The sequence below is a fragment of the Kitasatospora sp. NPDC015120 genome (genome assembly GCF_043080305.1).
Lineage (GTDB): Bacteria > Actinomycetota > Actinomycetes > Streptomycetales > Streptomycetaceae > Kitasatospora.
The window spans coordinates 402,353-424,193 of record NZ_JBIBVJ010000003.1; the positions used below are offsets into that span (position 1 = coordinate 402,353).

General features: G+C 75.9%; 20 protein-coding genes. 5 read left to right on the forward strand and 15 right to left on the reverse strand.

What is annotated here, in order from left to right:
- Window positions 1-242: 242 nt before the first annotated feature.
- Together ACF1AK_RS10550 and ACF1AK_RS10555 are read left to right on the forward strand one after the other, a co-directional pair.
- Entirely contained in the window at window positions 243-1,604 is a 1,362-nt protein-coding gene (locus tag ACF1AK_RS10550) for a streptophobe family protein (protein WP_391498368.1), read from the forward strand.
- Between the two features lie 413 nt (window positions 1,605-2,017).
- Window positions 2,018-2,509: a VOC family protein gene (locus tag ACF1AK_RS10555; protein ID WP_391498369.1), complete on the forward strand. Its 492-nt coding sequence runs from the start codon at window positions 2,018-2,020 to the stop codon at window positions 2,507-2,509.
- A gap of 77 nt (window positions 2,510-2,586) precedes the next feature.
- Here the strand turns inward: ACF1AK_RS10555 and ACF1AK_RS10560 are convergent, their stop codons facing one another.
- From ACF1AK_RS10560 to ACF1AK_RS10575, 4 genes are all read right to left on the reverse strand, one after another.
- Complete coding sequence (locus ACF1AK_RS10560) at window positions 2,587-2,964, reverse strand: DUF1304 domain-containing protein (RefSeq protein WP_391498370.1); 378 nt, start codon at window positions 2,962-2,964, stop codon at window positions 2,587-2,589.
- On the reverse strand, window positions 2,961-3,935 hold the full coding sequence (locus tag ACF1AK_RS10565; RefSeq protein ID WP_391498621.1) for a serine/threonine-protein kinase: 975 nt from the start codon (window positions 3,933-3,935) through the stop codon (window positions 2,961-2,963). Before ACF1AK_RS10565 ends, ACF1AK_RS10560 begins: the two co-directional genes overlap by 4 nt.
- Window positions 3,936-4,048: 113 nt before the next feature.
- The gene (locus tag ACF1AK_RS10570) at window positions 4,049-4,591 is read right to left on the reverse strand and encodes a hypothetical protein (RefSeq protein ID WP_391498371.1); all 543 of its coding nucleotides are present in this window, start codon (window positions 4,589-4,591) and stop codon (window positions 4,049-4,051) included.
- 15 nt (window positions 4,592-4,606) lie between these two features.
- Complete coding sequence (locus ACF1AK_RS10575; RefSeq protein ID WP_391498372.1) at window positions 4,607-7,069, reverse strand: FHA domain-containing protein; 2,463 nt, start codon at window positions 7,067-7,069, stop codon at window positions 4,607-4,609.
- A gap of 194 nt (window positions 7,070-7,263) precedes the next feature.
- Here ACF1AK_RS10575 and ACF1AK_RS10580 point away from each other — a divergent pair, with 194 nt between their 5' ends.
- Window positions 7,264-8,613: an acyltransferase gene (locus tag ACF1AK_RS10580; RefSeq protein ID WP_391498373.1), complete on the forward strand. Its 1,350-nt coding sequence runs from the start codon at window positions 7,264-7,266 to the stop codon at window positions 8,611-8,613.
- A 112-nt stretch (window positions 8,614-8,725) separates the two neighbouring features.
- Here the strand turns inward: ACF1AK_RS10580 and ACF1AK_RS10585 are convergent, their stop codons facing one another.
- The 11 genes from ACF1AK_RS10585 to ACF1AK_RS10635 form a co-directional block, all read right to left on the reverse strand.
- Entirely contained in the window at window positions 8,726-9,685 is a 960-nt protein-coding gene (locus ACF1AK_RS10585; protein WP_391498374.1) for an alpha-ketoacid dehydrogenase subunit beta, read from the reverse strand.
- Entirely contained in the window at window positions 9,682-10,734 is a 1,053-nt protein-coding gene (locus ACF1AK_RS10590) for a thiamine pyrophosphate-dependent dehydrogenase E1 component subunit alpha (RefSeq protein ID WP_391498375.1), read from the reverse strand. Before ACF1AK_RS10590 ends, ACF1AK_RS10585 begins: the two co-directional genes overlap by 4 nt.
- The gene (locus tag ACF1AK_RS10595) at window positions 10,731-11,654 is read right to left on the reverse strand and encodes a phytanoyl-CoA dioxygenase family protein (RefSeq protein ID WP_391498376.1); all 924 of its coding nucleotides are present in this window, start codon (window positions 11,652-11,654) and stop codon (window positions 10,731-10,733) included. Before ACF1AK_RS10595 ends, ACF1AK_RS10590 begins: the two co-directional genes overlap by 4 nt.
- Before the next feature lie 56 nt (window positions 11,655-11,710).
- Window positions 11,711-12,727: a 4-hydroxyphenylpyruvate dioxygenase gene (gene hppD, locus ACF1AK_RS10600; protein ID WP_391498377.1), complete on the reverse strand. Its 1,017-nt coding sequence runs from the start codon at window positions 12,725-12,727 to the stop codon at window positions 11,711-11,713.
- Window positions 12,728-12,800: 73 nt separating this feature from the next.
- Window positions 12,801-14,063 (reverse strand): beta-ketoacyl-[acyl-carrier-protein] synthase family protein, encoded by a 1,263-nt coding sequence (locus ACF1AK_RS10605; protein WP_391498378.1) that lies wholly within the window; start codon window positions 14,061-14,063, stop codon window positions 12,801-12,803.
- Window positions 14,060-15,685, reverse strand: a complete 1,626-nt coding sequence (locus tag ACF1AK_RS10610; protein WP_391498379.1) for a class I adenylate-forming enzyme family protein — start codon at window positions 15,683-15,685, stop codon at window positions 14,060-14,062. The genes ACF1AK_RS10605 and ACF1AK_RS10610 overlap by 4 nt, the downstream gene beginning before the upstream one ends.
- Window positions 15,686-15,832: 147 nt before the next feature.
- Window positions 15,833-16,393 (reverse strand): hypothetical protein, encoded by a 561-nt coding sequence (locus ACF1AK_RS10615; RefSeq protein WP_391498380.1) that lies wholly within the window; start codon window positions 16,391-16,393, stop codon window positions 15,833-15,835.
- Window positions 16,390-17,511 (reverse strand): beta-ketoacyl synthase N-terminal-like domain-containing protein, encoded by a 1,122-nt coding sequence (locus tag ACF1AK_RS10620; RefSeq protein ID WP_391498382.1) that lies wholly within the window; start codon window positions 17,509-17,511, stop codon window positions 16,390-16,392. Before ACF1AK_RS10620 ends, ACF1AK_RS10615 begins: the two co-directional genes overlap by 4 nt.
- The gene (locus ACF1AK_RS10625; protein ID WP_391498383.1) at window positions 17,508-17,798 is read right to left on the reverse strand and encodes an acyl carrier protein; all 291 of its coding nucleotides are present in this window, start codon (window positions 17,796-17,798) and stop codon (window positions 17,508-17,510) included. Before ACF1AK_RS10625 ends, ACF1AK_RS10620 begins: the two co-directional genes overlap by 4 nt.
- Window positions 17,795-18,076 carry an acyl carrier protein gene (locus ACF1AK_RS10630; protein ID WP_380290880.1) on the reverse strand — a complete coding sequence of 94 codons (282 nt, stop codon included), beginning with the start codon at window positions 18,074-18,076 and terminating at the stop codon, window positions 17,795-17,797. The genes ACF1AK_RS10625 and ACF1AK_RS10630 overlap by 4 nt, the downstream gene beginning before the upstream one ends.
- A gap of 223 nt (window positions 18,077-18,299) precedes the next feature.
- Window positions 18,300-19,724, reverse strand: coding sequence for a class I adenylate-forming enzyme family protein (locus ACF1AK_RS10635; RefSeq protein WP_391498385.1), 1,425 nt, complete (start codon window positions 19,722-19,724; stop codon window positions 18,300-18,302).
- Window positions 19,725-19,921: 197 nt separating this feature from the next.
- On the opposite strand from ACF1AK_RS10635, the gene ACF1AK_RS10640 reads away from it, so the two are divergent.
- Window positions 19,922-21,013 (forward strand): alpha-hydroxy acid oxidase, encoded by a 1,092-nt coding sequence (locus tag ACF1AK_RS10640; protein WP_391498386.1) that lies wholly within the window; start codon window positions 19,922-19,924, stop codon window positions 21,011-21,013.
- Between the two features lie 50 nt (window positions 21,014-21,063).
- On the forward strand, window positions 21,064-21,837 hold the full coding sequence (locus ACF1AK_RS10645; RefSeq protein WP_391498387.1) for a methyltransferase domain-containing protein: 774 nt from the start codon (window positions 21,064-21,066) through the stop codon (window positions 21,835-21,837).
- Window positions 21,838-21,841 lie beyond the last annotated feature (4 nt).

The following is a 21,841-nucleotide window of genomic DNA, read 5'->3' on the forward strand; positions in this document are numbered from 1 at the left end:
CTGCCACTGGCATCCATTTCTGCCTCCGCTCCCCGTCGGCCGCAACAGCAGCACGCGCCGCCGCCGCCTCCCGGGGCGCTCCCGGCCGCGCGGTCCACCCCGGCGGTCCCGGCGGTCCCGGCCGTTCCCGGCCGTTCCCGGCCGGGCGGTCCGGGCCGTCCTGGGCCACCCTGGTGCCAGGCGCGGGGGCGGGGGCCGGAACCGGGCGCGCGGGGGACGTCGACCCGAGCAGGGAGGCCCGCATGGAGCAGCAGGCCCGTCCGGGCCGCCCGCCCGGCAGCACGGCGCCCGGACCGCCCGGCCCGCTGCGCGGCTGGCTGGACGCCGTGGCGGTCGTCCTGGCCGGCCTCGTCGCGATGGCGGTCGTGGCCGCGCTCGGCCTCTGGGCGGCCGGCGCCGACGCGCTGCCCGGCGGGGGCTTCCCGTCGGTGCTCGCCGCCACGCTCGCACTCGCCGTCGGCGGATCGGTCGACCTCGACGGCGGCGCCGGCTTCTTCGCCTCGGCCGACGCCCGGATCACCGCCATGCCGCTCTCCGTCGGCCTGGCCGGCGCGCTGACGGTCGCCGAGGTGTTCCTGCGTCAACTGCGCCACCGCGCGGTGGCCGGCGGCCGCGAGCTGCTCGGCCGCACCGTCCGGACGGCGGCGGTCTGGCTGGTCGCGCTCGCCCTGCTCTGCGCCGCCGCCCGGCACACCTTCACGGTGCCGCTCGGCGACGGCCTCGCCGAACAGCTCGGCGGCGTCCTCGGGCTGCACCCGGACGTGGGCTTCCGGGCGGATCCCGTCACCACCCTCGGGCTCGGCCTGCTCTGGCTGCTGGTCGTCCTCGCCGCCACCTTCGCCGTCTCCCGCCGGGCACCGCTGCCGCGCTCCCTGGTGCCCTTCCAGCACGCCGTCCGCCCGGCCGCGTTCGCGATGCTGCTGGTGCTGCTCGGCTACGTGGTGCTGGGCGTCGTGGCCGCGGTCGGCACGGCCGCCGTGAACGGCGACGCCCGGCAGGTCGCCGCCGTCGTGCTGCTCGCGCTGCCCAACCTGGTCTGGCTGGCCTTCGGCGTCGGCCTCGGCGGCGAGTGGCACGGCCACCTGGTCGGGGCGATCGGCCTGCCGGTGCCCAAGCCGCTGGCCGCCGTGCTGCGCACCGGCGAGGGGCAGGACGGCACGGTGAGCCTCGGCACGCTCGCCGACCAGGACGCCCGGGCCTGGTGGCTGCTCCCGCTCGCCGCCGTCCTGATGCTCGCCGCCGGAGTGCTGGCCGCCCACCGCTCACCGCCCGGGGTCCGCCCCCGGCAGCACGCGGTGCGGCTGGCGGCGGCCGCCGCCGTCACCGTGCTGCTGGTCGGCGTCTGGACCAGGGTCTTCGCCGACTACGGCCTCTCCGTGCTCGGCGTCGGCCTCGGCGAGGGCGGCCTGGGCGACCTGCTGTCCGCCGTCCTCGGCCCGGCCGCGGGTCCGGCCGGCCCGGCCGCCGCCCTCGCCGGCGGCACCCTCACCCTGGATCCCGTCCTGTGGATCCTCGTCCCCCTCGCCGCCGGCTGGGGGCTCCTGGCCGGGGCCCTGGGCGCCCTCGCCGCCGCCCGCCGGCCCCGCCGCGGCGGGGCCGGGTGACCGCGTCCCCCGCCGGGTGACCGCGTCCGCCGCCGGACGGCGGGATCGGTGACGACCGGCCGGGCCCCGCGACCACGGTGCCCGCAACGGCAGGACCGGACCGGCCCGACCGTGAACACCGCCCAGGGCCGTCACCCGCCCGCGCGGCGGCGCCGGGCACCTCGCCGCCCTCGTCCCCGAGCGCCCCGGCGGCAGCGACGTCTCGTGGATTCCGCGCAGGACCGCCCCGAGGGGCCCGGCGACGTCGCGGGGCGCATCCCGGACCGACGGGCGGGCACCCGGGCCGCCCGGCCCGGCAAGGTGCGCCTCCTGCCCGCGTGCCGAAGAATGGTCTCCGTCCGGCTCTTGATGGATCCGCCCTGCCCTGTGGACTTCGCGTCGCGGCGGCGGAGCGAAGGACGAAGGGACGCGCCATGACCGTTGCCACGACCCCGGTGAACCTCACCCGGGCGGCGCACGTCGGGATTTCGGTCTCGGACCTGGACGCCTCGATCGCGTTCTACACGGCCCTCACCGGGCGGGAGCCCGTCGCGCAGGGAACCATGCACAGCGAGCCGTTCGGCAGGTCCCAGGGACTGCCCACGGCGAAGCTGCGGTACGCCACGATCAACCTGGACAACAGCCTGGGCATCGACCTCATCCAGTTCCAGGATCCGGTCGGCGAGCGCACGAACGGCAAGGCGAACCGCCCCGGTTCCATGCACCTGTGCCTGTGGACCGACGACTTCGACGCCGTGTACCGGCGGATGAAGGACGCCGGCTACGACTTCCTCGGCGAGGACTACACGTTCATCGCGGGCGAGGTCACCCCGGAGGCGGCACTCGGCACCAGGGTCGCCTACTTCAACGACCCGGACGGCACGAACCTGGAGATCATCGAGCCCAAGGGCGGCTTCGCCAGTTAGGGCGGGCCCGCACCCCCGCCGACGCCTGGCCCGGCGTCCTCGGACCGGCCCCGCGGAAGAACCTGCGGGAGCGGCGGTCAGCTCACGGCGTCGGACAGGAGGACGACGGCCGGGGGGAGGGCCTGGCCGAGGGCGCCGGGCCAGAGGCGGGGCTCGGAGGCGAGCAGGGTCGCGCCGGCGGCGACCATGAAGGCGCTGAGGTAGCTGATCAGGGTCCGCCCGACGACCGGTTCGTCGACGTGCAGGGCGACCAGGCCGGCCACCATTCCCAGGGCCAGGAAGAGGTTGTAGAAGCCGACGTTGATCCGCCAGAGGCGGACCTGCGGTGCGTCGGAGGTGGAGGCGGTGAGCAGCCGGCGCACCCGCGGGTGGCCGTAGAGGAAGCTCTCCAGCGGCCACACCACCAGGTGGATCGCGGCGGCGACCAGCGCGAAGACCTGGCTGACGGCGTTCATCCGAAGCTCCTGCGCGTGGGCGGGCGGACGGCGGGCAGGGCCCAGCCGGGCGGGTCGGGGACGGGGACGGGGCCGCCGGGCGGGGGCGTGCCGGGGACGGGCACCACCTCGGTGGGCGGGCCGCCCGAGGCCCACGGGCCGCCGGCCGGGGGAGCGGTGCCGGGTGGGGCGGTGGCGGCGGCGCGCAGCTCGGCGACGAACAGCAGGCAGCTCGCGAAGCGTTCCCCGGGCGTCTTGGCGAGGGCGCGGGAGACCACCGCGTCGACGGCGGGCGGCAGGTCGGGCCGGTGCTCGCGCAGGGTGGGCGGCGGGTCGTTGACGTGGGCCCAGAGCACGGCGAGGTCGCTCTCCCGGCGGAACGGGGGCGCGCCGGTGAGCATCTCGAAGACCACGCAGCCGAGGCCGTACTGGTCGCAGCGGCCGTCCAGCGGGCGGCCGGAGATCTGCTCGGGCGCGGCGTAGTCGAGGGTGCCGACGATCTGGCCGACGCCGGTCAGGCCGCTGAGCGAGAGGGACTTCTTGGTGAGGCCGAAGTCGGCGAGGTAGAGGTGCTCGGGGTGCTCGCTGTCGGTGCCGGCGGCGACCAGCACGTTGCCGGGCTTGACGTCCCGGTGGACCAGTTCGTGGTCGTGCGCGGCGTCCAGCGCGGAGGCGATCTGCAGGGCGAGCCCGGCCGCCCGGCCGACCGGGAGGGCGCCGCTGCGGGTGATCAGCGAGCGCAGGTCGCCGCCCTCGACGTAGCGCATCGCGATGAACAGGAGGCCGTCGGACTCGCCCGCCTCGAAGACCGGGATGATGTGCGGGTGGTCGATCGCGGCGGCGACGTGCGACTCGTGGATGAAGCGCTGCCGGAACACCTCGTTGCGGGACAGCTCGGGGGCGAGCAGCTTGACGGCGACGGTGCGGCCGAGCCGCAGGTCCTTGGCCCGGTAGACGACGGCCATGCCGCCGTGTCCGATCTCCGACTCCATGCGGTAGCCGGCGACCCGCCGCCCGACCAGCCCGGCGGGCAGGCTGGGCGGTTCGACGGCGTCGCCCTGGTCGGCCGGGTGCACCGCGTCGTCGGAGCTGTCGGGCGGCGGGATCACGGCTCCGCCACCCGGGTGGGCTCCTCGGTGCCCGGGATCCGGCCGGCCGGCGGGCCCGGACGGTTGCCGACGGCGTAGGTGTGCAGCTGCAGGCCGTCGCAGTAGCACCAGCGGTCGTGCACCGGGTCGAACACCCAGAGCCGCTCGCCGTCGACGACCAGCCCGACCCGCAGGCCGTGCGCCCGTTCCCGGAACATCTCCAGGTCGGCGCCGCCGGCCGCGAGGTCCTCCAGCAGCGAGCGGTAGCGGGCCAGCACGCCCTCCGTCTCGGCGAGCGCGGGGCGCGGGTCGGCGGTGCGGGCCGGCGGGCCGGTCGCGGTGGGCGGCACGCCGGGCAGCGAGATCAGCAGCCGGCCGTCCACCCAGGTCGTCCAGCCGTTGGAGCAGAGCACCTGCGCCCAGTCGCCGGCCCGGCCGATCAGCTGGAGCGGCAGCAGGGCGTCCAGCGGCGCGGTGGGCTGCGCCGGGTCGGGGGCGGACCAGCTGGCCAGGCCGTCCGGCGGGGCGACATGGGTGGGGCGGAACGCGGGCTCCTCCATCGGCCGGGTCACTTCTCACTTCCGCATGATCGACGGCTCCTGCCGGCGCAGCAGGGCCAGGACGAGCACGGCCAGCGCCACCGACAGCGCGACCAGCACGGCCAGGGCGAGCAGCCACCCGGCCCGTTCCTGCCGGAACATCGGGTCGTCGGTGATGTCGTTCGGCAGCACGGTGTGCAGGTCGACGGTGCGGGCCATCGCGGACAGGCCCCAGCGGGAGGGCACCAGCCGGGCGAACTGCTCCAGACCGGGTACCCCGTGCAGCTTCAGCATGGCGCCGCTGAACACGATCTGCACCACGGAGAGCAGCACCAGCAGCGGCATGGTGGCCTCCTCCTTGCGCACCAGGGCGGAGACCAGCAGCCCGAGCATCATCGCGGAGAAGGAGAGCAGCGCGACCGCGACGATCAGTTCGGCCAGCGGCGGCATCAGCACGCCGCTGTGCACGGTGACGCCGCCCGGCAGGGTGGGGTCCAGGCCGACGCCGGCCAGCCCGACCACCGTCAGGACGGCCGCCTGGGCGACCGTGATGGTGCCGAGCACCACCACCTTGGAGACCAGATAGGCCGAGCGGGACAGCCCGACCACGCGTTCGCGCCGGTAGATCGGCCGTTCCTTGACGATCTCGCGCACCGCGTTGGCGGAGCCTGTGAGCAGGCCGCCGATGCAGAGCGTGAGCAGGATGTTGAGCGCGTTCTCGGAGGAGAGCCGGCTGCCCGCCATCGCCCGGCACATCACGCCGATCAGGAACGGCAGCGCGATCATCACGGTCAGGAACAGCCGGTCGGCGGCGAGCACCGCGGTGTAGCGGCGGATCAGCGTGCCGAGCTGGGAGAACCAGCCCTGAGGCTGCTCCGGGCCGATCGGGCCGCCGGACGCGGCGGACGCGCCGGGCACCGCGGCCGGCACCGGACGGACCGGCGGCAGCGCCTCCGCGGCGACGTACCGCTCGTACTGCGGGGACTCCCGGAACCGGCGCTGCCAGGCCCGGTGGTCCTCGTTCTCGAACGCCTCGAAGGCCTGCGGCCACTCGGTGAACCCGAAGAACGGCAGCGCCTCGGCCGGCGGCCCGTAGTAGGCGGTGCGCCCGCCCGGGGCGAGCACCAGCAGCCGGTCGCAGACGTCCAGGCTGAGCACGCTGTGGGTGACCACGACGACGGTGCGCCCGTCGTCGGCCAGCTCGCGCAGCATCTGCATCACCGAGCGTTCCATGCCCGGGTCCAGCCCCGAGGTGGGTTCGTCGAGGAAGAGCAGCGAGGGTTTGGTGAGCAGTTCCAGGGCGACGCTGACGCGCTTGCGCTGGCCGCCGGAGAGACTGGAGATGACCAGGCCGGCCCGGCTGTCCAGGCCGAGCTCGTGGATCACCTCGCCGACCCGGGCCTCCCGTTCCTCCGGGGCGGTGTCGCCGGGGAAGCGTAATTCGGCGGCGTAGGACAGGGCGCGGCGGACGGTCAGCTGGGTGTGCAGGATGTCGTCCTGCGGGACGAGGCCGATCCGGCGGCGCAGCTCGGCGTAGTCGCGGTAGAGGTCGCGGCCGTCGTAGAGCACGGTGCCCTCGTCGGCGGGGCGCAGCCCGGTGAGCGCGTTGAGCAGGGTGGACTTTCCGGCGCCGCTGGGACCGGCGACGGCGAGCAGGGCCTTCTCGGCGAGCGGGAAGGAGACGTCGTCGAGCAGCACCCGCCGCTCGGCGCCGACCCGGACCACCAGGGACTGCACGGCGAGCGAGATCTCGCCGGTGTCGGTGTACTCGACGAGGTCGTCGCCGGAGAGGCAGAGCGCGAAGTGGCCGATGCCGACGATGTCGGCAGGGCCGAGCGGCGCCCGCTCGACGGGGGCCCCGTTGAGGTAGGTGCCGTTGTGGCTGCCGAGGTCGGCGATCTCGTGGCCGCCGTCCGGCAGGGTGCGCAGCTCGGCGTGGTGGCGGGAGACCAGCAGGTCGTCGAGGACGTGGTCGTTGTCGGGGGCGCGGCCGATCCGCACCGTCCGGCCGGGCAGCCGCAGCACCGCGCTGGGCCGGCGGAAGGTGCCGGAGACACCCGGGGCGACCAGCGAGGGGCGCTCCGCGGCTGCCCCGCGTGCCCCGCGTGCCCCGCCTGCCCCGCGTTCCGCGGGGGCGTCGCGGGCGGCGGGCGCGGGGCGCTCGTCGGGAGCGGGGCCGGGCAGCCCGGCGAAGGCGGCGGCCGGGCCGTCGGCCGGGTCGCCGAACCGCAGGCGGGTGCCGGGGCCGACGTCCTCGGAGCGGATCCGGCGGCCGTCGGCGAAGGTGCCGTTGGTGCTGCCCACGTCGTCCAGGCGCCAGCGGCCGGCGGCGGCGTGCAGCACGGCGTGGTGCCAGGAGACCCGGGGGTCGTCGAGGACGATCTCGCTGGTCGGGTCGCGGCCGACGTGGTACTCCCGGCGCGGGTCGATCAGCAGCGAGTCCGTGCCGGTGACGAGGACCAGGGGCGGCGCGGCGGGCGCGCCGGGGCGCTCTCCCATGGTTCGGATTCTAGTCCGGGTGCCGCTCCGGGGGCGTGCGGGCGCCGTTCCGTACCGTCCGTCCGGTCCGATACCACAGAATTGGACTGGACCACTGGATCATCGAAGGCGGACTGCCCTATCGTTCGGGGAGATCTGCACGGTCGTCCGGGGCACTCCGCACGACTCACTCGACGAGCGCCCCGGGGTGGATGATGAGCGTCTGGCCGCAGTTGCGTGACACCCGGACGGTCAGGGCGGGCACCGCCCCCGGGACGGTGCTGCGCTGCGGCCTGGCCGACACCATGCTCGCCGACCTCGCCGTCTCGGTCGTGCTCTTCTTCGACCGCACGCTGGACGAGGACCGCCTCGCCGCGGGCCTGGCCCGGGCACTGGAGCGCGTCCCGGTCTTCGCCGGCCGGCTGCGCACCGTCGACGGCGTGCTGGAGGCGGTCTGCGACGACTCCGGTGTCCCGATGGTGAGTTACCGCGTCGACGGCACGCTCGCCGAGTCCATGGGGCGGGTCACCGCGCCCGGCGCGCAGCACGTCGACCCGCTGGACGCCCCGGCCGCCCGCACCGGCGGCGGACCGCTGCTCGCCGTCCGGGTGACCCGCACCGGCGACGGCGGTACCGTGCTCGGCTGCTCCTGGCATCACGCGATCGGCGACCTGCACAGCTTCGCGCTGCTGCTGCGCACCTGGTCGGCGGCGGTCGAGGGGGAGGAGCTCCCCGAGGCCGAACTCGTCGAGGACCAGGACGCGTTGCTCGACCGGGTGCTGCCCGCCCAGGACTGCGGCCGGCCCGGCTTCCGGGTGCCCGGACCGGACGAGCGCGCCGTGCTGGACCGTGAGGTGGCGTCCGGTCCGCGCGCCAACCGGACCGTCCAGCTGTACTTCGGGGACGCCGAGATCGCCCGGATGCGCGAGGAGTTCGCCGCCGCGGCCGGCCGCTGGGTCTCCTCCGGCGACGCCGTCTGCGCCCATGTCGCGCACACCCTGCGGGAGTTGGACGGCGACCGGGAGACCCGCTGGCTCACCGTCCCGGTCAACGCCCGCCGCCCGCTCGGCCTGCCGGACGCCCTGGTCGGCAATCTGCTCGGCGACATCCACCTGCCGTACGCGCCCGAGGACGGCCCGGGCGCCCTCGCCGGGGCGCTGCGCACCGCCGTGCTCGGCTACGCCGAGGAGCACCTCAACCTGCGCGCCAATCTGCGCTTCCTGGCCGAGCTCGGCCGCCCGGGGCTGAGCGCCTGCGTGCCGATCGGCTTCGACCCGCAGCAGCGCCGGATCAGCTTCTCCAACTGGAGCCGCTTCGGCCTCTACGACGTGACCTTCCAGGGGCAGCGGCCGGTCTTCTTCAGCCCCGCCGCCAACTACCCGCTGCCGTGGGTCTGCTGGGCCGTCGAGGGCTTCGGCGGCACCGGGCTGCTCACCACGGCGGTGCTCCCGGCGCGGCTGGCCGCGCGGCTGCGCGGGACGGAGGGACGGGCCGCGCTGCACCGCTTCCGGGACGCGTCGGACGAGCTGCCGGCCCTGCTGGCGGCCGTGCCCAAGGTGCTCTGAGCGGCGCCCGCCGAGGCGGAAGCGGCGCCCGCCGACGCGGAACCGGCGCCCGCCGACGCGGAACCGGGGGCGGCCCGCAGCGGGCCGCCCCCGGTTCCGCCTCGGCCGGCCGTCACTTCATGACGGCGCGCAGCGCGTGCCGCAGCTGCTCCCGGTCCGGCTGCAGGGCCCGGTCGAGCGCCGGGGCGAACGGCAGCACCGTGCCGTCCGGCCGGGTGACCCGGCGCGGCGGGGCGGTGAGCCGGAACTCCTCGGCGGCGGTGGCGAGCACCTCCGCGCCGATCCCGCAGCTGCGGTTGGAGTCGTCGATCACCACCAGCCGTCCGGTGCGCTCCAGCGAGGCGCCGAGCGCGTCCCAGTCGAACGGGTGGAGCGTGCGCGGGTCGAACACCTCGACCGAGATCTCCCCGGCGAGTTCCCCGGCCACCGCCAGCGCGTCGTGCACCAGGTGCCCGACGGCGACCAGGGTGACGTCCGTGCCGCTGCGGTGCACCCGGGCGCTGCCGAGCGGCACCGGCACCAGCTCCCAGGTGACGGTCTCGCGGACCGGCAGCGCGGCGGCCGGGGCGAAGACCACCACCGGGTCCGGGTCCCGGATCGCCGAGCGCAGCAGCCCGTAGGCGTCGGTCGGCGTGGCCGGCACGACGGTCTTCATCCCGGCGTGCGCGAAGAGGCTGTAGGGGTGGTCGGAGTGCTGGCCCGCCCAGCCGTCCCGGGAGCCCGAGCCGGGCACCAGGCAGGTGAGCGGAACGCCCGCCTGGCCGCCGGACATCAGGGAGAACTTGTGCGCCTGGTTGACGAGTTGCTCGAAGACCAGGAACAGCAGCGAGGGGATCTGGAACTCCAGCACCGGCCGCCGCCCCGCCAGGGCCGCGCCGAGCGCCATCGCGGTGAACGCCTGCTCGGAGAGCGGGGTGTCCACGATCCGGTCCGGCCCGAACCGGTCCAGCAGCCCCAGGGTGGGCCCGGCCATCCCGGCGCCGATGTCCTCGCCGAACACGCAGACCGCGGGGTCGCCGTCCAGCTCGTCGGCCAGCGCCCGGTTGAGCGCCTTGGTGTAGGACAGCCTCATGCCACCACCCCCGCCCGGGGCCGCAGCCCGGAGGCGTACAGGTGGTCGGCAGCGCCGGCCGGGTCCGGGTGCGGCGAGGCGAGCGCGAACTCCTCGGCCGCCGCGAGTCCGGCGGCCACCTCGGCGTCGAGGGCGGCGGCGCGGTCGGCGCCGATCGCGGCGGCGGCCCGGGGCAGCGGGTCGCGCTCGCGCCAGGCGGCCACCTCCTCGGGGGTGCGGTAGTGCAGTTTCATCCGCCGTTCCATGGTGTGGTGGCCCTCGAACCGGTAGGTGCGGCACTCCAGGAAGCCGGGACCGCCGCCGGACCTGGCCCGGGCGACGGCCTGCTCGGCGGCGGCCCGGACCGCCTCGGTGTCCATGCCGTCGACCTCGGCGGCCGGGATGCCGAAGGCGGCCGCCCGCCCGGTCGCGCTGCCCGCGACCGCGGTGCCGGCCGGCAGGGTGGTGGCGTAGCCGTTGTTCTCGCAGACGAAGAGCACCGGCAGCCGCCACATCGCGGCCAGGTTGAGCGACTCCAGCAGCACGCCCTGGTTGAGCGCGCCGTCGCCGAAGAAGGCGACCGCCACCGCGTCCGAGCCGGCCTGCCGGTCGGCCCAGGCGGCGCCGACCGCGATCGGCGCGCCGGCGCCGACGATGCCGTTGGCGCCGAGGATGCCCAGCCGCAGGTCGGCGGCGTGCATCGAGCCGCCCCGGCCGCGGTTGGCGCCGCCGGTCCGTCCGGCCAGTTCCGCGAGCAGCCGGGCCGGTTCCAGGCCGCGGGCCAGCACGTGGCCGTGCCCGCGGTGGGTGGAGGCGAGCCGGTCGTGCGCCGCCAGCGCGGCGCAGACGCCGACCGCGACGGCCTCCTGCCCGATGTACGGGTGGATGCCGCCGGTGATCACCCCGGACTTCACCAGGTCCAGGGCCCGCTCCTCGAAGGAGCGGATCAGCCGCAGCATCCGGTAGCGCCGCTCGGGCGTGTCCAGTGCGGCGACGGCGGGCGCGGTGGCGGCCGGTGCGTCGGCGGCGGGTGCGGCGGCCGGCGCACCGGCGGGTGCCGTGGACGTCACCGGGTGCCCCGCCAGGTGGTCGGGCAGAACTCCGGGTCGGCGTAGTCGGGGCGGCCGTCGGCGGTGCGGCGCACCAGCACGTCGTGGTTGTAGACGACCGTCCCGCCGTCCGGCCGGGTGGCGCGCCGGTAGGTGTTGGCGCCGTCCTGGAGGTGCAGCGAGACCGCCCGGCGCGGGTAGGACGCCAGGTTGGGGCCGCTGCCGTGGTAGGTGCGGCAGTGGTGGAAGCTGACGTGGCCGCGCGGGATGATCATCGGGACCTTGCGGACCTCGGTCCCGTTGTACGCGGCGTTGGCGTCCAGGATCGCGTCCAGCTCGGAGTTGTCGCGGTCGGCGAAGTGCCGGGTGGAGTCCTCCTGGGAGGGCAGCTCCTTCCAGCGGTGGCTGCCGTCCACCATGGTGATGGTGCCGTTCTCCTCGCCGCAGTCGTGGAACGGCAGGAAGGCGGTGAGCATCCGCTCCGAGGTGGAGGTCTGCCAGTAGTGCTTGTCGAAGTGCCAGGGCACCTGGTTGCTGGGCTCGCCCGGCACCGGGGGCTTGTAGATGAGGGTGGCCTGGAAGATCCGGACCTCCTCGGCCTCGGCGAGCAGCGCGGCGACGGCACCGAGCAGCGGCTTGCGCAGGATCGCGCCGATCGCCTCGCTCTCGTAGTGCACGTAGTCGTTGTGGCGCTGGACCGGGCCGTGCGCGGGCTCCCAGGAGGCCAGCCGCGGCGGGCGGACCGGCAGGGTGCGGTCGCGGTGGCCCGCGTAGTACTGCTCGGTGGCGGCCTGGAGGGTGTCCAGCTCCTCGTCGCTGAACAGCTTGCGCGAGAGGTACCAGCCGTGCTCCAGGTAGCCCGCCACCTCCTCGGGGGTGGGCAGCAGGGCGCGTTCGGCCTCGGTGAGGTGGAACTCGGGTGCGACGGGCGCGGTGGTCATGGGGGTCGGGCCTCCTGTGGTGGTGAGGGCTCGGGTGGGCGTGGGACGCGGCGGGCTCAGACGGCCGCGGCGGCGCGCTGCCGCTCGACGGCCTCGTACAGGGCCTTGATGTTGGCGGTGCCGAAGGTGCCGGCGCCCTGGCGCTCGATCAGCTCCACGAAGTACGTCCGGCGGGGGTGGGTGGAGCGGGCGAAGATCTGGAACAGCTGCCCGCCGTGGTCCTGGTCGACCAGCACGTCCAGCTCGCGCAGCGTCCCCACCGGGATGGCGGTGCCGCCGAGCCGCTCGGCGAGCGCGTCGTAGTAGGTGCCGGGGGTGGACAGGAACGCCACCCCGCGCTCGCGGATGGTGCGCACGGCGGTGGCGATGTCGTCCGTGCGGAAGGCCAGGTGCTGGACGCCGGCACCCCCGTGGTCGGTGAGGAAGGTGTCGATCTGGCCCGGGCGGCGGGTGGTGTCGGGCTCGATGAGGGTGAAGGTGACCTCGCCGGAGGCGCTCTGCACCACGCTGGAGTCCATCGCCTGCTCGCCGACCTCGATGTACTCGCCGAAGATGCGGTGCATGCCGAGCGCGGCCTCGCAGAACTTCACCGCGTCGGCCAGCTCGCCGGCCGGCAGGCAGATCGCCGCGTGGTCCAGGGCGTCCAGCAGCCGCGGGGCGCCGTCCTCGGCGGGCTCGGGCGCGACCGGAGCCTCGGGGACGAACCGCAGGGCGGTGTCGCCGAACCCGGCCACCAGCCCGCCGGCCCGGTCCAGGACCCGGGCGCCGTGCCGCTCGGCGCGGTCCAGGGCGGCCTGCGGGTCGGGGCAGGACAGGGCGAGGACCGCGACGCCCTCGCCGTGCCGGGCGGCGTAGCGGGCCACCGGGTGCGCGGGGTCGGCGGCCGAGCGCAGCAGGAAGCGGATGCTGCCCTGGCGCAGCAGGAGGGTACGTGCGTTCGCGGACTCGGCCGCGGCGAGCTGCTCCGGCTCGGGCGCGGCGGCGGTGAAGCCGTAGTCGGCGCAGAGCTCCGCCGCGGTGGCGTCGGCGTCGGCGCAGTGGTACTCGACGTGGGCGATGGACTGGATGGACAACGGGATCTCCCCCGGGGGTGGCGAGTTGACGAGTGGCCTGGCACGGGTGTGCGCGCGGCGGCGCCGGGTGGCGTCAGCGGGCGGACGGGGTGGAGGCGGGCTCGAAGACCAGGCTGAGGTTGTGCCCGCCGAAGGCGAAGGCGTTGCTCAGGGCGGCGGTGAGCGGGACTGCGCGGGCCGTGCCCCGGACGTGGTCCAGGTCGCAGGCCGGGTCGGGCTCGACCAGGTTGACGGTCGGTGGCAGCGTCCCCCGGGCCACCGCGAGTGCGGTGACCGCCGCCTCCAACGCACCTGCGGCGCCCAGCAGATGGCCGGTCGCGCCCTTGGTGGAGCTGACCGCGGGCCGGTGCTCGCCGAAGACCGCGTTGAGCGCGGCGCTCTCGGCGACGTCGCCGAGCTTGGTTCCGGTGCCGTGGGCGTTGACGTAGCCGATGTCGGCCGGGGCGAGGCCCGCGTTGGCGATCGCGGCGCGCATCGCGTCGGCGGCGCCCGCGCCGTCGGGCCGCGGCATGGTCGGGTGGTGGGCGTCGGTGGAGGCGCCCCAGCCGGTGAGGTCGGCGTACCCGGCGGCGCCGCGGGCGGCGGCGTGCTCGGGGCTCTCCAGGACCAGGACGGTGCTGCCCTCGCCCAGCACGAAGCCGTTGCGCCGGCTGTCGAAGGGCCGGCTGGCCTCCGCGGGATCGTCCCAACCCGAGGACAGGGCGCGGGCGTTGGTGAACGCGGCGGCAATGGTCGGGTGCAGTGAGGACTCGGTGCCGCCGCACACCACCACGTCCGCGTCGCCGGAGCGGATCAGCCGCAGCCCCTCGGCGACGGCCTGGGCGCCGGCGGCGCAGGCCGTCACGATGGCGGTGCTGAAGCCGCGGATCCCGTGCTTGATGGCGATCCGGGCGGTGGCCATGTTGGAGAGCATGCCGGGCAGCAGGTACGGGCTGACGCCGGGCCGGCCGCGTTCGACGCGCCGGTGGGACTGCTGCTCGAAGGTCTCCAGGCCGCCGCCCCCGGTGGCCAGCACCACGGCGGTGCGGTGCGGGTCGGCGTCCCGGCCGACCACCAGGCCGGCGTCGGCGAGCGCGTCGTCGGCGGCGGCCAGGGCGAGCAGGACGAAGCGGTCGACGCAGCGCGTCTCGGTGGGCGGCAGCACCTCGCGGCCGTCCACCGCCGGGGCGATGCCGGCCGCGGTCAGCCAGCCGTGGGCGGCGTGGCCCTCGGGCAGCGCGCGGATGCCGGAGCGGCCGGCGGTGAGGGCGTCGAAGACCTCGTCGGGCTTGCGGCCGAGCGGGGTGACCAGGCCGATGCCGGTGACCACGGCGCCCGGGCGGCGGGGGGCGTTCATGCGCCCACCCCGGCGACCGTGTCCAGGTAGCGCTGGCGCAGCAGGACCTTGCGCACCTTGCCGGTGGGGCCGAGCGGGATGTCCTCCCCGGCGACCACGACGACCTGGCGGACGGTGGCCGCGGCGGCCTCGTCCAGGGCGGCGACGACGGCCTTGCTGCGGTCGGCGGCCGGGTCGGCGTCGGCGGCCAGGACCAGCAGGACGTCGGTGACCACCCGTGCGCCGTCGCGCACCGCGACCACCGTGCAGTCCAGCACGCCGGGGCAGGCGGCCAGCACCCGCTCCTCCGACATCGCGGTGAACAGCCGTTTGCCGTCGCCGAGTTCGACGGAGTCGACGGCTCGGTCGACGTGGTAGTAGTAGCCCTCCTCGTCCCGGTACATGAGGTCCCCGGTGAGGAAGCGCCCGCGCAGCCGGGTGCGGTAGGTGGTGGCGGAGTCGTTCCAGTAGCCGAGCGCCAGCGTCGGCGAGTCGGTGGCGAGTTCGCCGACCTCGCCGGGGCCGAGCGGTTCGCCGTCGGGGCCGACCAGCTCGCAGTCGACGAAGGTGTGCGGGCGTCCGACGCAGCGGCCGTAGCGCTCGGTGCCGGGGCCGTGGGTGATGAAGAAGTGGGAGTGGCCCATCTCGGTGGAGCCGAGGCCGTCCACGAACAGCGAGCCGGGCACCCGGACCCGTCCCTCGCGGGTCACCGACTCGCGGCTGCCGGCGGCGACCAGACGGCGGATGTGCACCTCGTGGGCGCAGTCGCCGGTGTTCCACCAGAGCGCGACCGAGTCCAGCTCCCGGGCGGCCAGGTCGTGGTGGGCGAGGTCGGCCCAGGTGGCGGCGAAGCCGATGACGCCGCTGGGGCGCCACTGCTCGATCGCGTCCAGGACGCCGGCGCCGGACTGGCTGGAGAGCACCGCGAGCTCGGAGTGCGAGGAGAGCGCGAGGTTGACGGCGATCAGGGTGGCCGCGTGCGGGGCGGGCAGGGCGCTGAGCATCCGCTCCTGGCCCTGCGGGCGGGGCAGCCGGGCGCGGTGGCGGATCGCCGCGTACAGGCTCGCGTGCGAGTGCACCACGGCCTTGGGCATCCCGGTGGTGCCGGAGGAGTGGGTGATCGCGACCGGGTCGCCGGACCAGTGCCGGTAGGGCGCCGGGGCGGCCTCGGGGTCGCCGGAGCCGAGGGTGGCGATGTCCGGCAGCGCGGGGGCGCCGGTCTCCTGGCCGGCCAGCGCGGCCAGGTGCGGCGCGTCGGCGAGGACGCCGACCGGGCCGAGCTTGGCGATGTAGCGGGCGGCCCGCTCGCCGTCCAGGTTGGGGTTGAGCAGCGCGGGAACGGCACCGAGCCGGGCCAGCGCGAGGAAGGCGAGCACGTGGTCGGCGGCGTCGCTCGCGTAGACCACCACCGGGTCGCGGCGGCCGATGCCGAGCGCGTGCAGGGCGGCGGCCCGGGCGCGCACGGCGCGGTCCAGCTCGGCGAGGGTGAACGGCTGCCAGGCGGCGTGGTCGTCCACCGGGGTGTCGAAGGTCAGCAGCGGCTCGTCGAGGCCGAGGCCGAGCGCGAGGCGGCTGGTGAGGACGTTTCCGGCGCCGACGGCCGGATCGTCCGCCAGCAGGGTGCGGATACTGCGGATGCTCACGGGGTGGATCCCTCCCGGGGTACGGGCGTGCGGGGCGTGCTGCGGCGGGACGCGGCGGGTGGGGGACCGTTCGCGCCGGCGGTGCGCAGGGGTGGGGCGGGGGACGGGTGTGCGGTGGATCGGCTCGGTCGGGTGGGCGGGGTCGGGTCAGGCGGTGGTGACCAGCAGGGCGACGGCCCGGTCGGTGCCGCCCGGGCCTGCGTTGCCGTCGCCCGTGTCGCCGCCGTCCTCGGCCGGGTCGGCCTGTTCGGCGGCGATGACGAGGACCTGCTCGGCGTCGCCGTCCGCGAGCAGCAGTTCCGCCAGGTCGAGCGCGTCCTGCGGGACCCGTCCGGGCGGCGGGGCCTGGGCCGGGCTGATCGCCACCACCGGGCCGGTCAGGCCCCAGCGGGCGGCGATGTGGCCGAGCACGGCGTTCGGGTTGGACTGGAAGAACAGCAGCGGCGGCATCCGCCGGCCGGTGTCGGCGGCGGCCGTCTCGATGGCGCGGGCGGTGGCGCGGTCGCCGCCCGCGCTGGCCAGCAGCAGCGCGGTCCGGCCGGGGGCCGGGGCCGCGCCGTGGCGGGCGCGCAGACAGCGTTCGGCGGTCTCCGCCACCAGGGGGTTGAAGGACGAGGCGGCGAAGCCGGGCAGCGGGGGGAGCGGCTCGGGCTCGCGGGCGTCGGGGTCGGGCCAGGCGGCCTCGGCGAGGATGCGCAGTGCGGTCATCGGGCGGCCACCAGGAGTGCGGTGTTGGCGCCGCCGAAGGCGGAGTTGAGGGTGAGCGCGTAGCGCGGCCGGGCGGCGCGCGGGCCGTCCAGCACGAGGTCCAGGCCGATGTCCGGGTCCGGGCCCAGCCAGCCGGCGTTGACCGGCAGCAGGCCGTCGGTCAACGCCCCGATGGTGACGACGAGTTCGAGCAACGCCGAGGCCTCCAGGGCGTGGCCGTGGACGGCCTTGCTGGAGCTGACGGGCAGCCGGGGGGTGTGCGCGCCGAAGACCCGGTGCAGTGCCCTGGCCTCCGCGAGGTCGGACAGCGGCGAGCCGGTGCCGTTGGCGTTGACGTAGCCGACCTCCTCCGGGGCGATCCCGGCCCGTCGCAGTGCGGCCCCGACGGCCCGCGCCACGCCGTCGCCCCCGGGTTCGGGGCGGCAGACGTGGTGGGCGTCGCCGGAGCGTCCCCAGCCGGCCAGCCGGGCCAGCACGGGCGCGCCGCGCCGCTCGGCCTCCGGCTCGGCCTCCACCAGGACGGCGGCGGCCGCGTCGCCGAGCAGGGTGCCGCTGCGGCCGGCGCTGAACGGGCGCAGCTCGCCGTCGCGGGCCAGCGCCCGGCCGGCGTCGAAGGCGGCGAACACCCCCGGTTCGACCAGGTGCCCGGCGGCGACCAGCACCCGGGGGTGCAGGCCGGCGGCGACCAGCGCGGCGGCGTCGGCGACGGCGGTGGCGGCCGCGACGCAGGCGCCGGTGTAGACCCGGGTGACCCCGGGGGTGCCCCAGGCGGCCGACGCCCCGGCGGCGACCGCGGTGACGGTGTCCCGGGTGCGCAGGTCGCTGTGCAGGGCGAGCAGCACCGGCGGGCCGGTGTCGGGCGCGGCCGGGGGCAGGCCGGCCCGGCGGCAGGCCTGGCCGACGGCGTCGAGCACGGCGTCGGCCGCCGGGCGCGGCTCGGGCAGCAGCGCGGCGCGGACGGTGCGGCGCGCCGAGACGTCGAACCGGGTGACCGCGGCGAACGCGGCCTTGCCGTGGACGACGGCCTCGGCGAGCGCGGCCGGTCCGTCGCCGGCCGCGCTGAGCACGCCGACGCCGGTCACCACGGGCCGGACGGCGGGCGGGGCGTGGCGGTTCATGGCCGCGCGGCCCCCGCGGTGGCGTCGGGGGCGGCGGTGGCAGCCGGGCCGCCGGCGGCCCGGACGGCCGCGCGGAACACCGCGACGGCGTCGTCCACCGTCCGGACGGCCTCGAAGGCGTCGTCGTCGAGGTCCGGCTCGATGCCGTAGCGCTGCTCGAACTCGGCTATCAGCCACGTGAGTTCGAGCGAGCCGAGTTCCTCGGGGACGTCCTCGGCGGCACGCTGCCCGAACGCCGCGAGCATGGTCAGGACCTCGGCCCGGCCGGGGCGGTCGAGGTCGGTCACGCCGGGCTGCCCGAGGCGGCGGTGGCGGTGGTGGCGGCGATCCGCGCGGCGACGTCGGCGGTGAACTGGTCGAGCGTCATCAGCGCGGTGGTCTCCATCTCGTCGAGGTCGAACTTGACCCCGTACTCGTCCTCGACCTGGACCGAGAGGTCGGCGAGGGCGAGCGACTCCAGGTCCAGGCCGGCCGGGCCGAGGTCGGTGTCGCCGGTGACCTCGGAGACGTCGTACTGCATCTCGGCCAGTGCGTTGAGGACGAACGCGCGGATGCTGTCCTGCATGGTGGGCTCCTTGGGTCCGGGCACGGGGGGTGCCCGGGTCGTCGGGGGAGAGGTGTCCTCCGGGGTGCCGGCGGTGGTCCCGGCGGGCAGGCGGTGCTGCCCGCCGGGGCATCTCCGGGCGGTCCCCGTCGGGGGTGGTTCCGGCGCGTTCGGGCAGCGGGTGGCCGAGGTGCCGGGACGGGTGGTGGTGTGCGGCCGGGTGCGCCGGGTCGCGGCGCGCGGGTCAGCCGGCGGCGGCGCGCAGGGCGGCCGGGTCGCGCAGCAGCTTCCCGGTGGCGGTGCGGGGGAGCTGGGGGAGGAAGGCCAGCCGGCGCGGCCGCTTGTAGGCGGCGAGCTGCCGGGCGAGGCCCTCCTGGACGCGTGCCCGGTCGGCGCCGTCCTCGGCCGAGAGGTAGGCCTCGATGGCGCCGTCGTCGAAGACCACCACGGCCTCCCGGACCTCCGGGAGCGCGGCGAGGGTCTGCTCGACCTCGGTGAGGTCGACCTTGAGCCCGCCGATCGAGACCTGCGAGTCCCGTCGGCCGAGCACGGTGACCCGGCCGGTGTCCGGGTCGAGGACGGCGGCGTCGCGGGTGTGCAGCCAGCCGTCCGACCAGCGGGTCGGGTCGTCCAGCCCGGGGTAGGGCGAGGCGGGGGTGCGCAGTTGGAGCTCGCCGGCGACGAGCCGCAGCTCCATGCCGTGCACGGGCTGCTTGGCCGGGTGCAGGGTGCCGTCCAGGTCGGTGGCGATCACCCCGGTCTCGGTCATCCCGTACATGGTGCCGAGCGGGACGCCGTAGCACGCGGTGAACGCGGCGGGCAGGCCCGGGCGGACGAGCTCGCCCGCCACCACCATCCGCCGCAGCTGCGGCAGTTCGGGCGGGTCGGCGGCTCCGGCGAGGAGTTCGGCGTGGAACGGCACCCCGATCACGGTGGTCGGGCGGCCGTCGGCGGCGATCGCGCCGAGGATGCCCGCCGCCGTCATCCGGTCCGGGACGGTGAGCGGGGCGCGCGCGTGCAGGCTGTTGAGCAGGCCGCCGACCAGGCCGAGCACGTGCACCACCGAGGAGAGCAGCACCACCCGCTCGCCCTCGCCGGGGAACGCCGCCAGCCTGCGGTAGCAGTCGAGTTCGCGGATCAGGTCGCCCGCGGTGCGGGCGATCACCTTGGCCGGCCCGGTCGAGCCCGAGCTGAGCTGGACCAGCGCGTGGCCGCTCCCGGCGGGCCGGCCGGCGGGCAGCCGGACGGCGACCGGGTCGACCAGGGAGTAGCCGCGCAGCGCCGCCGCGGCCGGCCGCGAGGCCGGGCCGACCAGCACCTGCGGGGCCAGCCGGTCGACCGCCAGCTCGACCTCGTGGTCGGTCAGACGGTGGTCCAACAGCGCCACCTGCGCCCGCAGTTGCCAGGCGGCCAGGAGCACCGCGACGAAGCCCAGGGAGGGCGGCAGCCGCAGGGCCGCGGTGCCGCCGGGGCCGAGGCCGGCCGCGGCCAGCCGTTCGGCCTGCTCGGCGACCAGCGCGCGCAGGGCGTCGCGGTCGACGGGCGTGCCGAAGCGGAGGCACTCCTCACCCCCGGGGCCGGCCAGCAGCACCCGGTCGACCCAGTCGGCGGGAGCGTCGGCGTGCGGGGGTGAGGCGGGCGGCGGTGGAGAAAGGGAAAAGCCGGTCAACGCCACTCCACACGTGAGGAGGTTTGTCATGGACACTTGGACGCTGTTCACATGACATCAACAAGCAATACGTCCAATTCCGTTGCCAGACCATTGCACAGACGATTGGTCAAATCAAGGTCTATACCAATGTGGTGCAGACCTCCTACGCTGCCGACCCGTGGACCGGTCCGAAGGCGGCCGGTCCGGGAACGAGGATGCCCGTGGCACCAATCGCACTGGCCGGGATCGAGCACGCGGCGCGCGATCAACTCCCCCCGGAAATCTGGGACTTCATCGAGGGTGGCAGCGGTGCGGAACGCACCGCCGAGGCCAACCGGGAAATGTTCGGACGCTATGCGTTCCGCCCCCGTGCCCTCGTCGACGTCTCCGTCTGCGCACCGGCCGTCGATCTGCTCGGCGCCACGCTCCAACTGCCGCTCGGAATTGCCCCGATGGCCTACCACCGGTTGGTCCATCCGGACGGCGAAACGGCGACCGCCCGGGCGGCCGGAAAGGCAGGCGCCCTGCTGATCGCCGGAATCTTCGCCAGCCGCACCCTGGAGGAGATCGCCGCCGCCGCGACCGGACCGCTCTGGCTCCAGCTCTACTGGCTGCGCCGGCGCGACGTCCTCGCCGGCCTGGTGGAACGCGCCGAGGCGGCCGGCTACGGCGCCCTGCTGCTCACCGTCGACGCCCCCCGCATCGGCCGCCGGCTGCGCGACCTGCGCAACGGCTTCGCCGTCCCCCCGGAGGTCCGCGCGGTCAACCTCGACCCCGCCGTGATGGCCGCCAGCCACCGCTCCGGCCGGGGCAGTTCGGGCATCGCCGAGCACGCCCGCGAACAGTTCGACCCCACCCTGAGCTGGGCCGACCTCGCCTGGCTGCGCGAACGCAGCCCGCTGCCGCTGGTCCTCAAGGGCGTACTGACCGCCGAGGACGCCCGGCGCGCCGCCGACCACGGCGTCGACGCGGTCGTCGTCTCCAACCACGGCGGGCGCCAGCTCGACGGCGCCCTGCCCGCCCTGGCCGCCCTGCCCGAGGTCGTCGACGCCCTGCCGCCGCACCTCCCGGCGCTGCTCGACGGCGGCGTGCGCGGCGGCGCGGACATCGCCCTCGCCCTCGCCCTCGGCGCCCGCGCCGTCCTGGTCGGCCGCCCCGCCCTCTGGGGCCTGGCCACCGGCGGCGAGGCCGGCGTCACCCGTGTCCTCGACCTGCTGCGCGACGAACTGGAGCACACCATGGCCCTGCTGGGCCGCCCCACCGTCGCCGACCTGGACCGCACCGCCCTCGCGCCCTGGCCGCTCTGACCGCGTCGCGCGCGAACCACCCCCGACGGAACGACCGGAAGACCGACACCATGAACAGACAGGACGCTTTCCCCAGCTGGGACTGGGACGACCCCGACGGCCTCGCCGGGCACCTCGACCGGTTCAGCGCCGACGTCGCCACCTGCCGCACGCTCGAACCCGCCGCCGGCGGACTCCCCTACGACCACGGCGACTTCACCGACCTCGGCGTCACCGGCCTGGAGTTCGCCGCCTTCCGCACCGCCCACCCGGCGGGCCTCGGCACCGACCTCACCGCCCTGCGCAGCCCCGACACCACCACCGAACCCGGCACCCTCTACCGGGTCGACGGCGACCGCTGGTTCACCCAGCTCGACATCTCCGAACCGCTGCCCTTCGCCGACGCCAGCGTCGACTGGGTCTACGCCGAGCACCTCATCGAGCACGTCACCATGCCCGTCGCGGTCGGCTGGCTGCGCGAGGCCCGGCGGGTGCTGCGCCCCGGCGGCGTCCTGCGGATCACCACCCCCGACCTCGCCCGCTACCTGGTCGGCTACGCCACCGGGGACGGCTTCCTGACCAGGCACCGCCGGCGCCTGACCACGATGGGCTTCGGCCCGCCGATGCCGCAGCGCCCCGCCTTCCTGGTCAACCAGATCTTCCGCCACTACGGCCACCAGTGGATCTACGACCTCGACGAGCTGCGGCACGTCCTCACCCTGGCCGGCTTCGAGGACGGGCGGATCCGCCACTGCGCCTACCGCGAGGGAGCCCGCAGCGACGTCGCCGACCTCGACACCGCCTTCCGCACCGACGAGACCATCTACGTCGAGGCCGACCGCTGACCCC

Bases quoted from the DNA above. Each gene is read 5' to 3' on its own strand.
- ACF1AK_RS10565 (WP_391498621.1), bottom strand. From the start codon at position 3,935: ATGGAGTCGGAGATCGGACACGGCGGCATGGCCGTCGTCTACCGGGCC.
- ACF1AK_RS10640 (WP_391498386.1), top strand. From the start codon at position 19,922: ATGCCCGTGGCACCAATCGCACTGGCCGGGATCGAGCACGCGGCGCGC.
- ACF1AK_RS10605 (WP_391498378.1), bottom strand. From the start codon at position 14,063: ATGAACGCCCCCCGCCGCCCGGGCGCCGTGGTCACCGGCATCGGCCTG.
- ACF1AK_RS10645 (WP_391498387.1), top strand. From the start codon at position 21,064: ATGAACAGACAGGACGCTTTCCCCAGCTGGGACTGGGACGACCCCGAC.
- ACF1AK_RS10560 (WP_391498370.1), bottom strand. From the start codon at position 2,964: ATGAACGCCGTCAGCCAGGTCTTCGCGCTGGTCGCCGCCGCGATCCAC.
- ACF1AK_RS10615 (WP_391498380.1), bottom strand. From the start codon at position 16,393: ATGACCGCACTGCGCATCCTCGCCGAGGCCGCCTGGCCCGACCCCGAC.
- ACF1AK_RS10575 (WP_391498372.1), bottom strand. From the start codon at position 7,069: ATGGGAGAGCGCCCCGGCGCGCCCGCCGCGCCGCCCCTGGTCCTCGTC.
- ACF1AK_RS10550 (WP_391498368.1), top strand. From the start codon at position 243: ATGGAGCAGCAGGCCCGTCCGGGCCGCCCGCCCGGCAGCACGGCGCCC.
- ACF1AK_RS10595 (WP_391498376.1), bottom strand. From the start codon at position 11,654: ATGACCACCGCGCCCGTCGCACCCGAGTTCCACCTCACCGAGGCCGAA.
- ACF1AK_RS10580 (WP_391498373.1), top strand. From the start codon at position 7,264: ATGAGCGTCTGGCCGCAGTTGCGTGACACCCGGACGGTCAGGGCGGGC.
- ACF1AK_RS10555 (WP_391498369.1), top strand. From the start codon at position 2,018: ATGACCGTTGCCACGACCCCGGTGAACCTCACCCGGGCGGCGCACGTC.
- ACF1AK_RS10570 (WP_391498371.1), bottom strand. From the start codon at position 4,591: ATGGAGGAGCCCGCGTTCCGCCCCACCCATGTCGCCCCGCCGGACGGC.
- ACF1AK_RS10620 (WP_391498382.1), bottom strand. From the start codon at position 17,511: ATGAACCGCCACGCCCCGCCCGCCGTCCGGCCCGTGGTGACCGGCGTC.
- ACF1AK_RS10630 (WP_380290880.1), bottom strand. From the start codon at position 18,076: ATGCAGGACAGCATCCGCGCGTTCGTCCTCAACGCACTGGCCGAGATG.
- ACF1AK_RS10585 (WP_391498374.1), bottom strand. From the start codon at position 9,685: ATGAGGCTGTCCTACACCAAGGCGCTCAACCGGGCGCTGGCCGACGAG.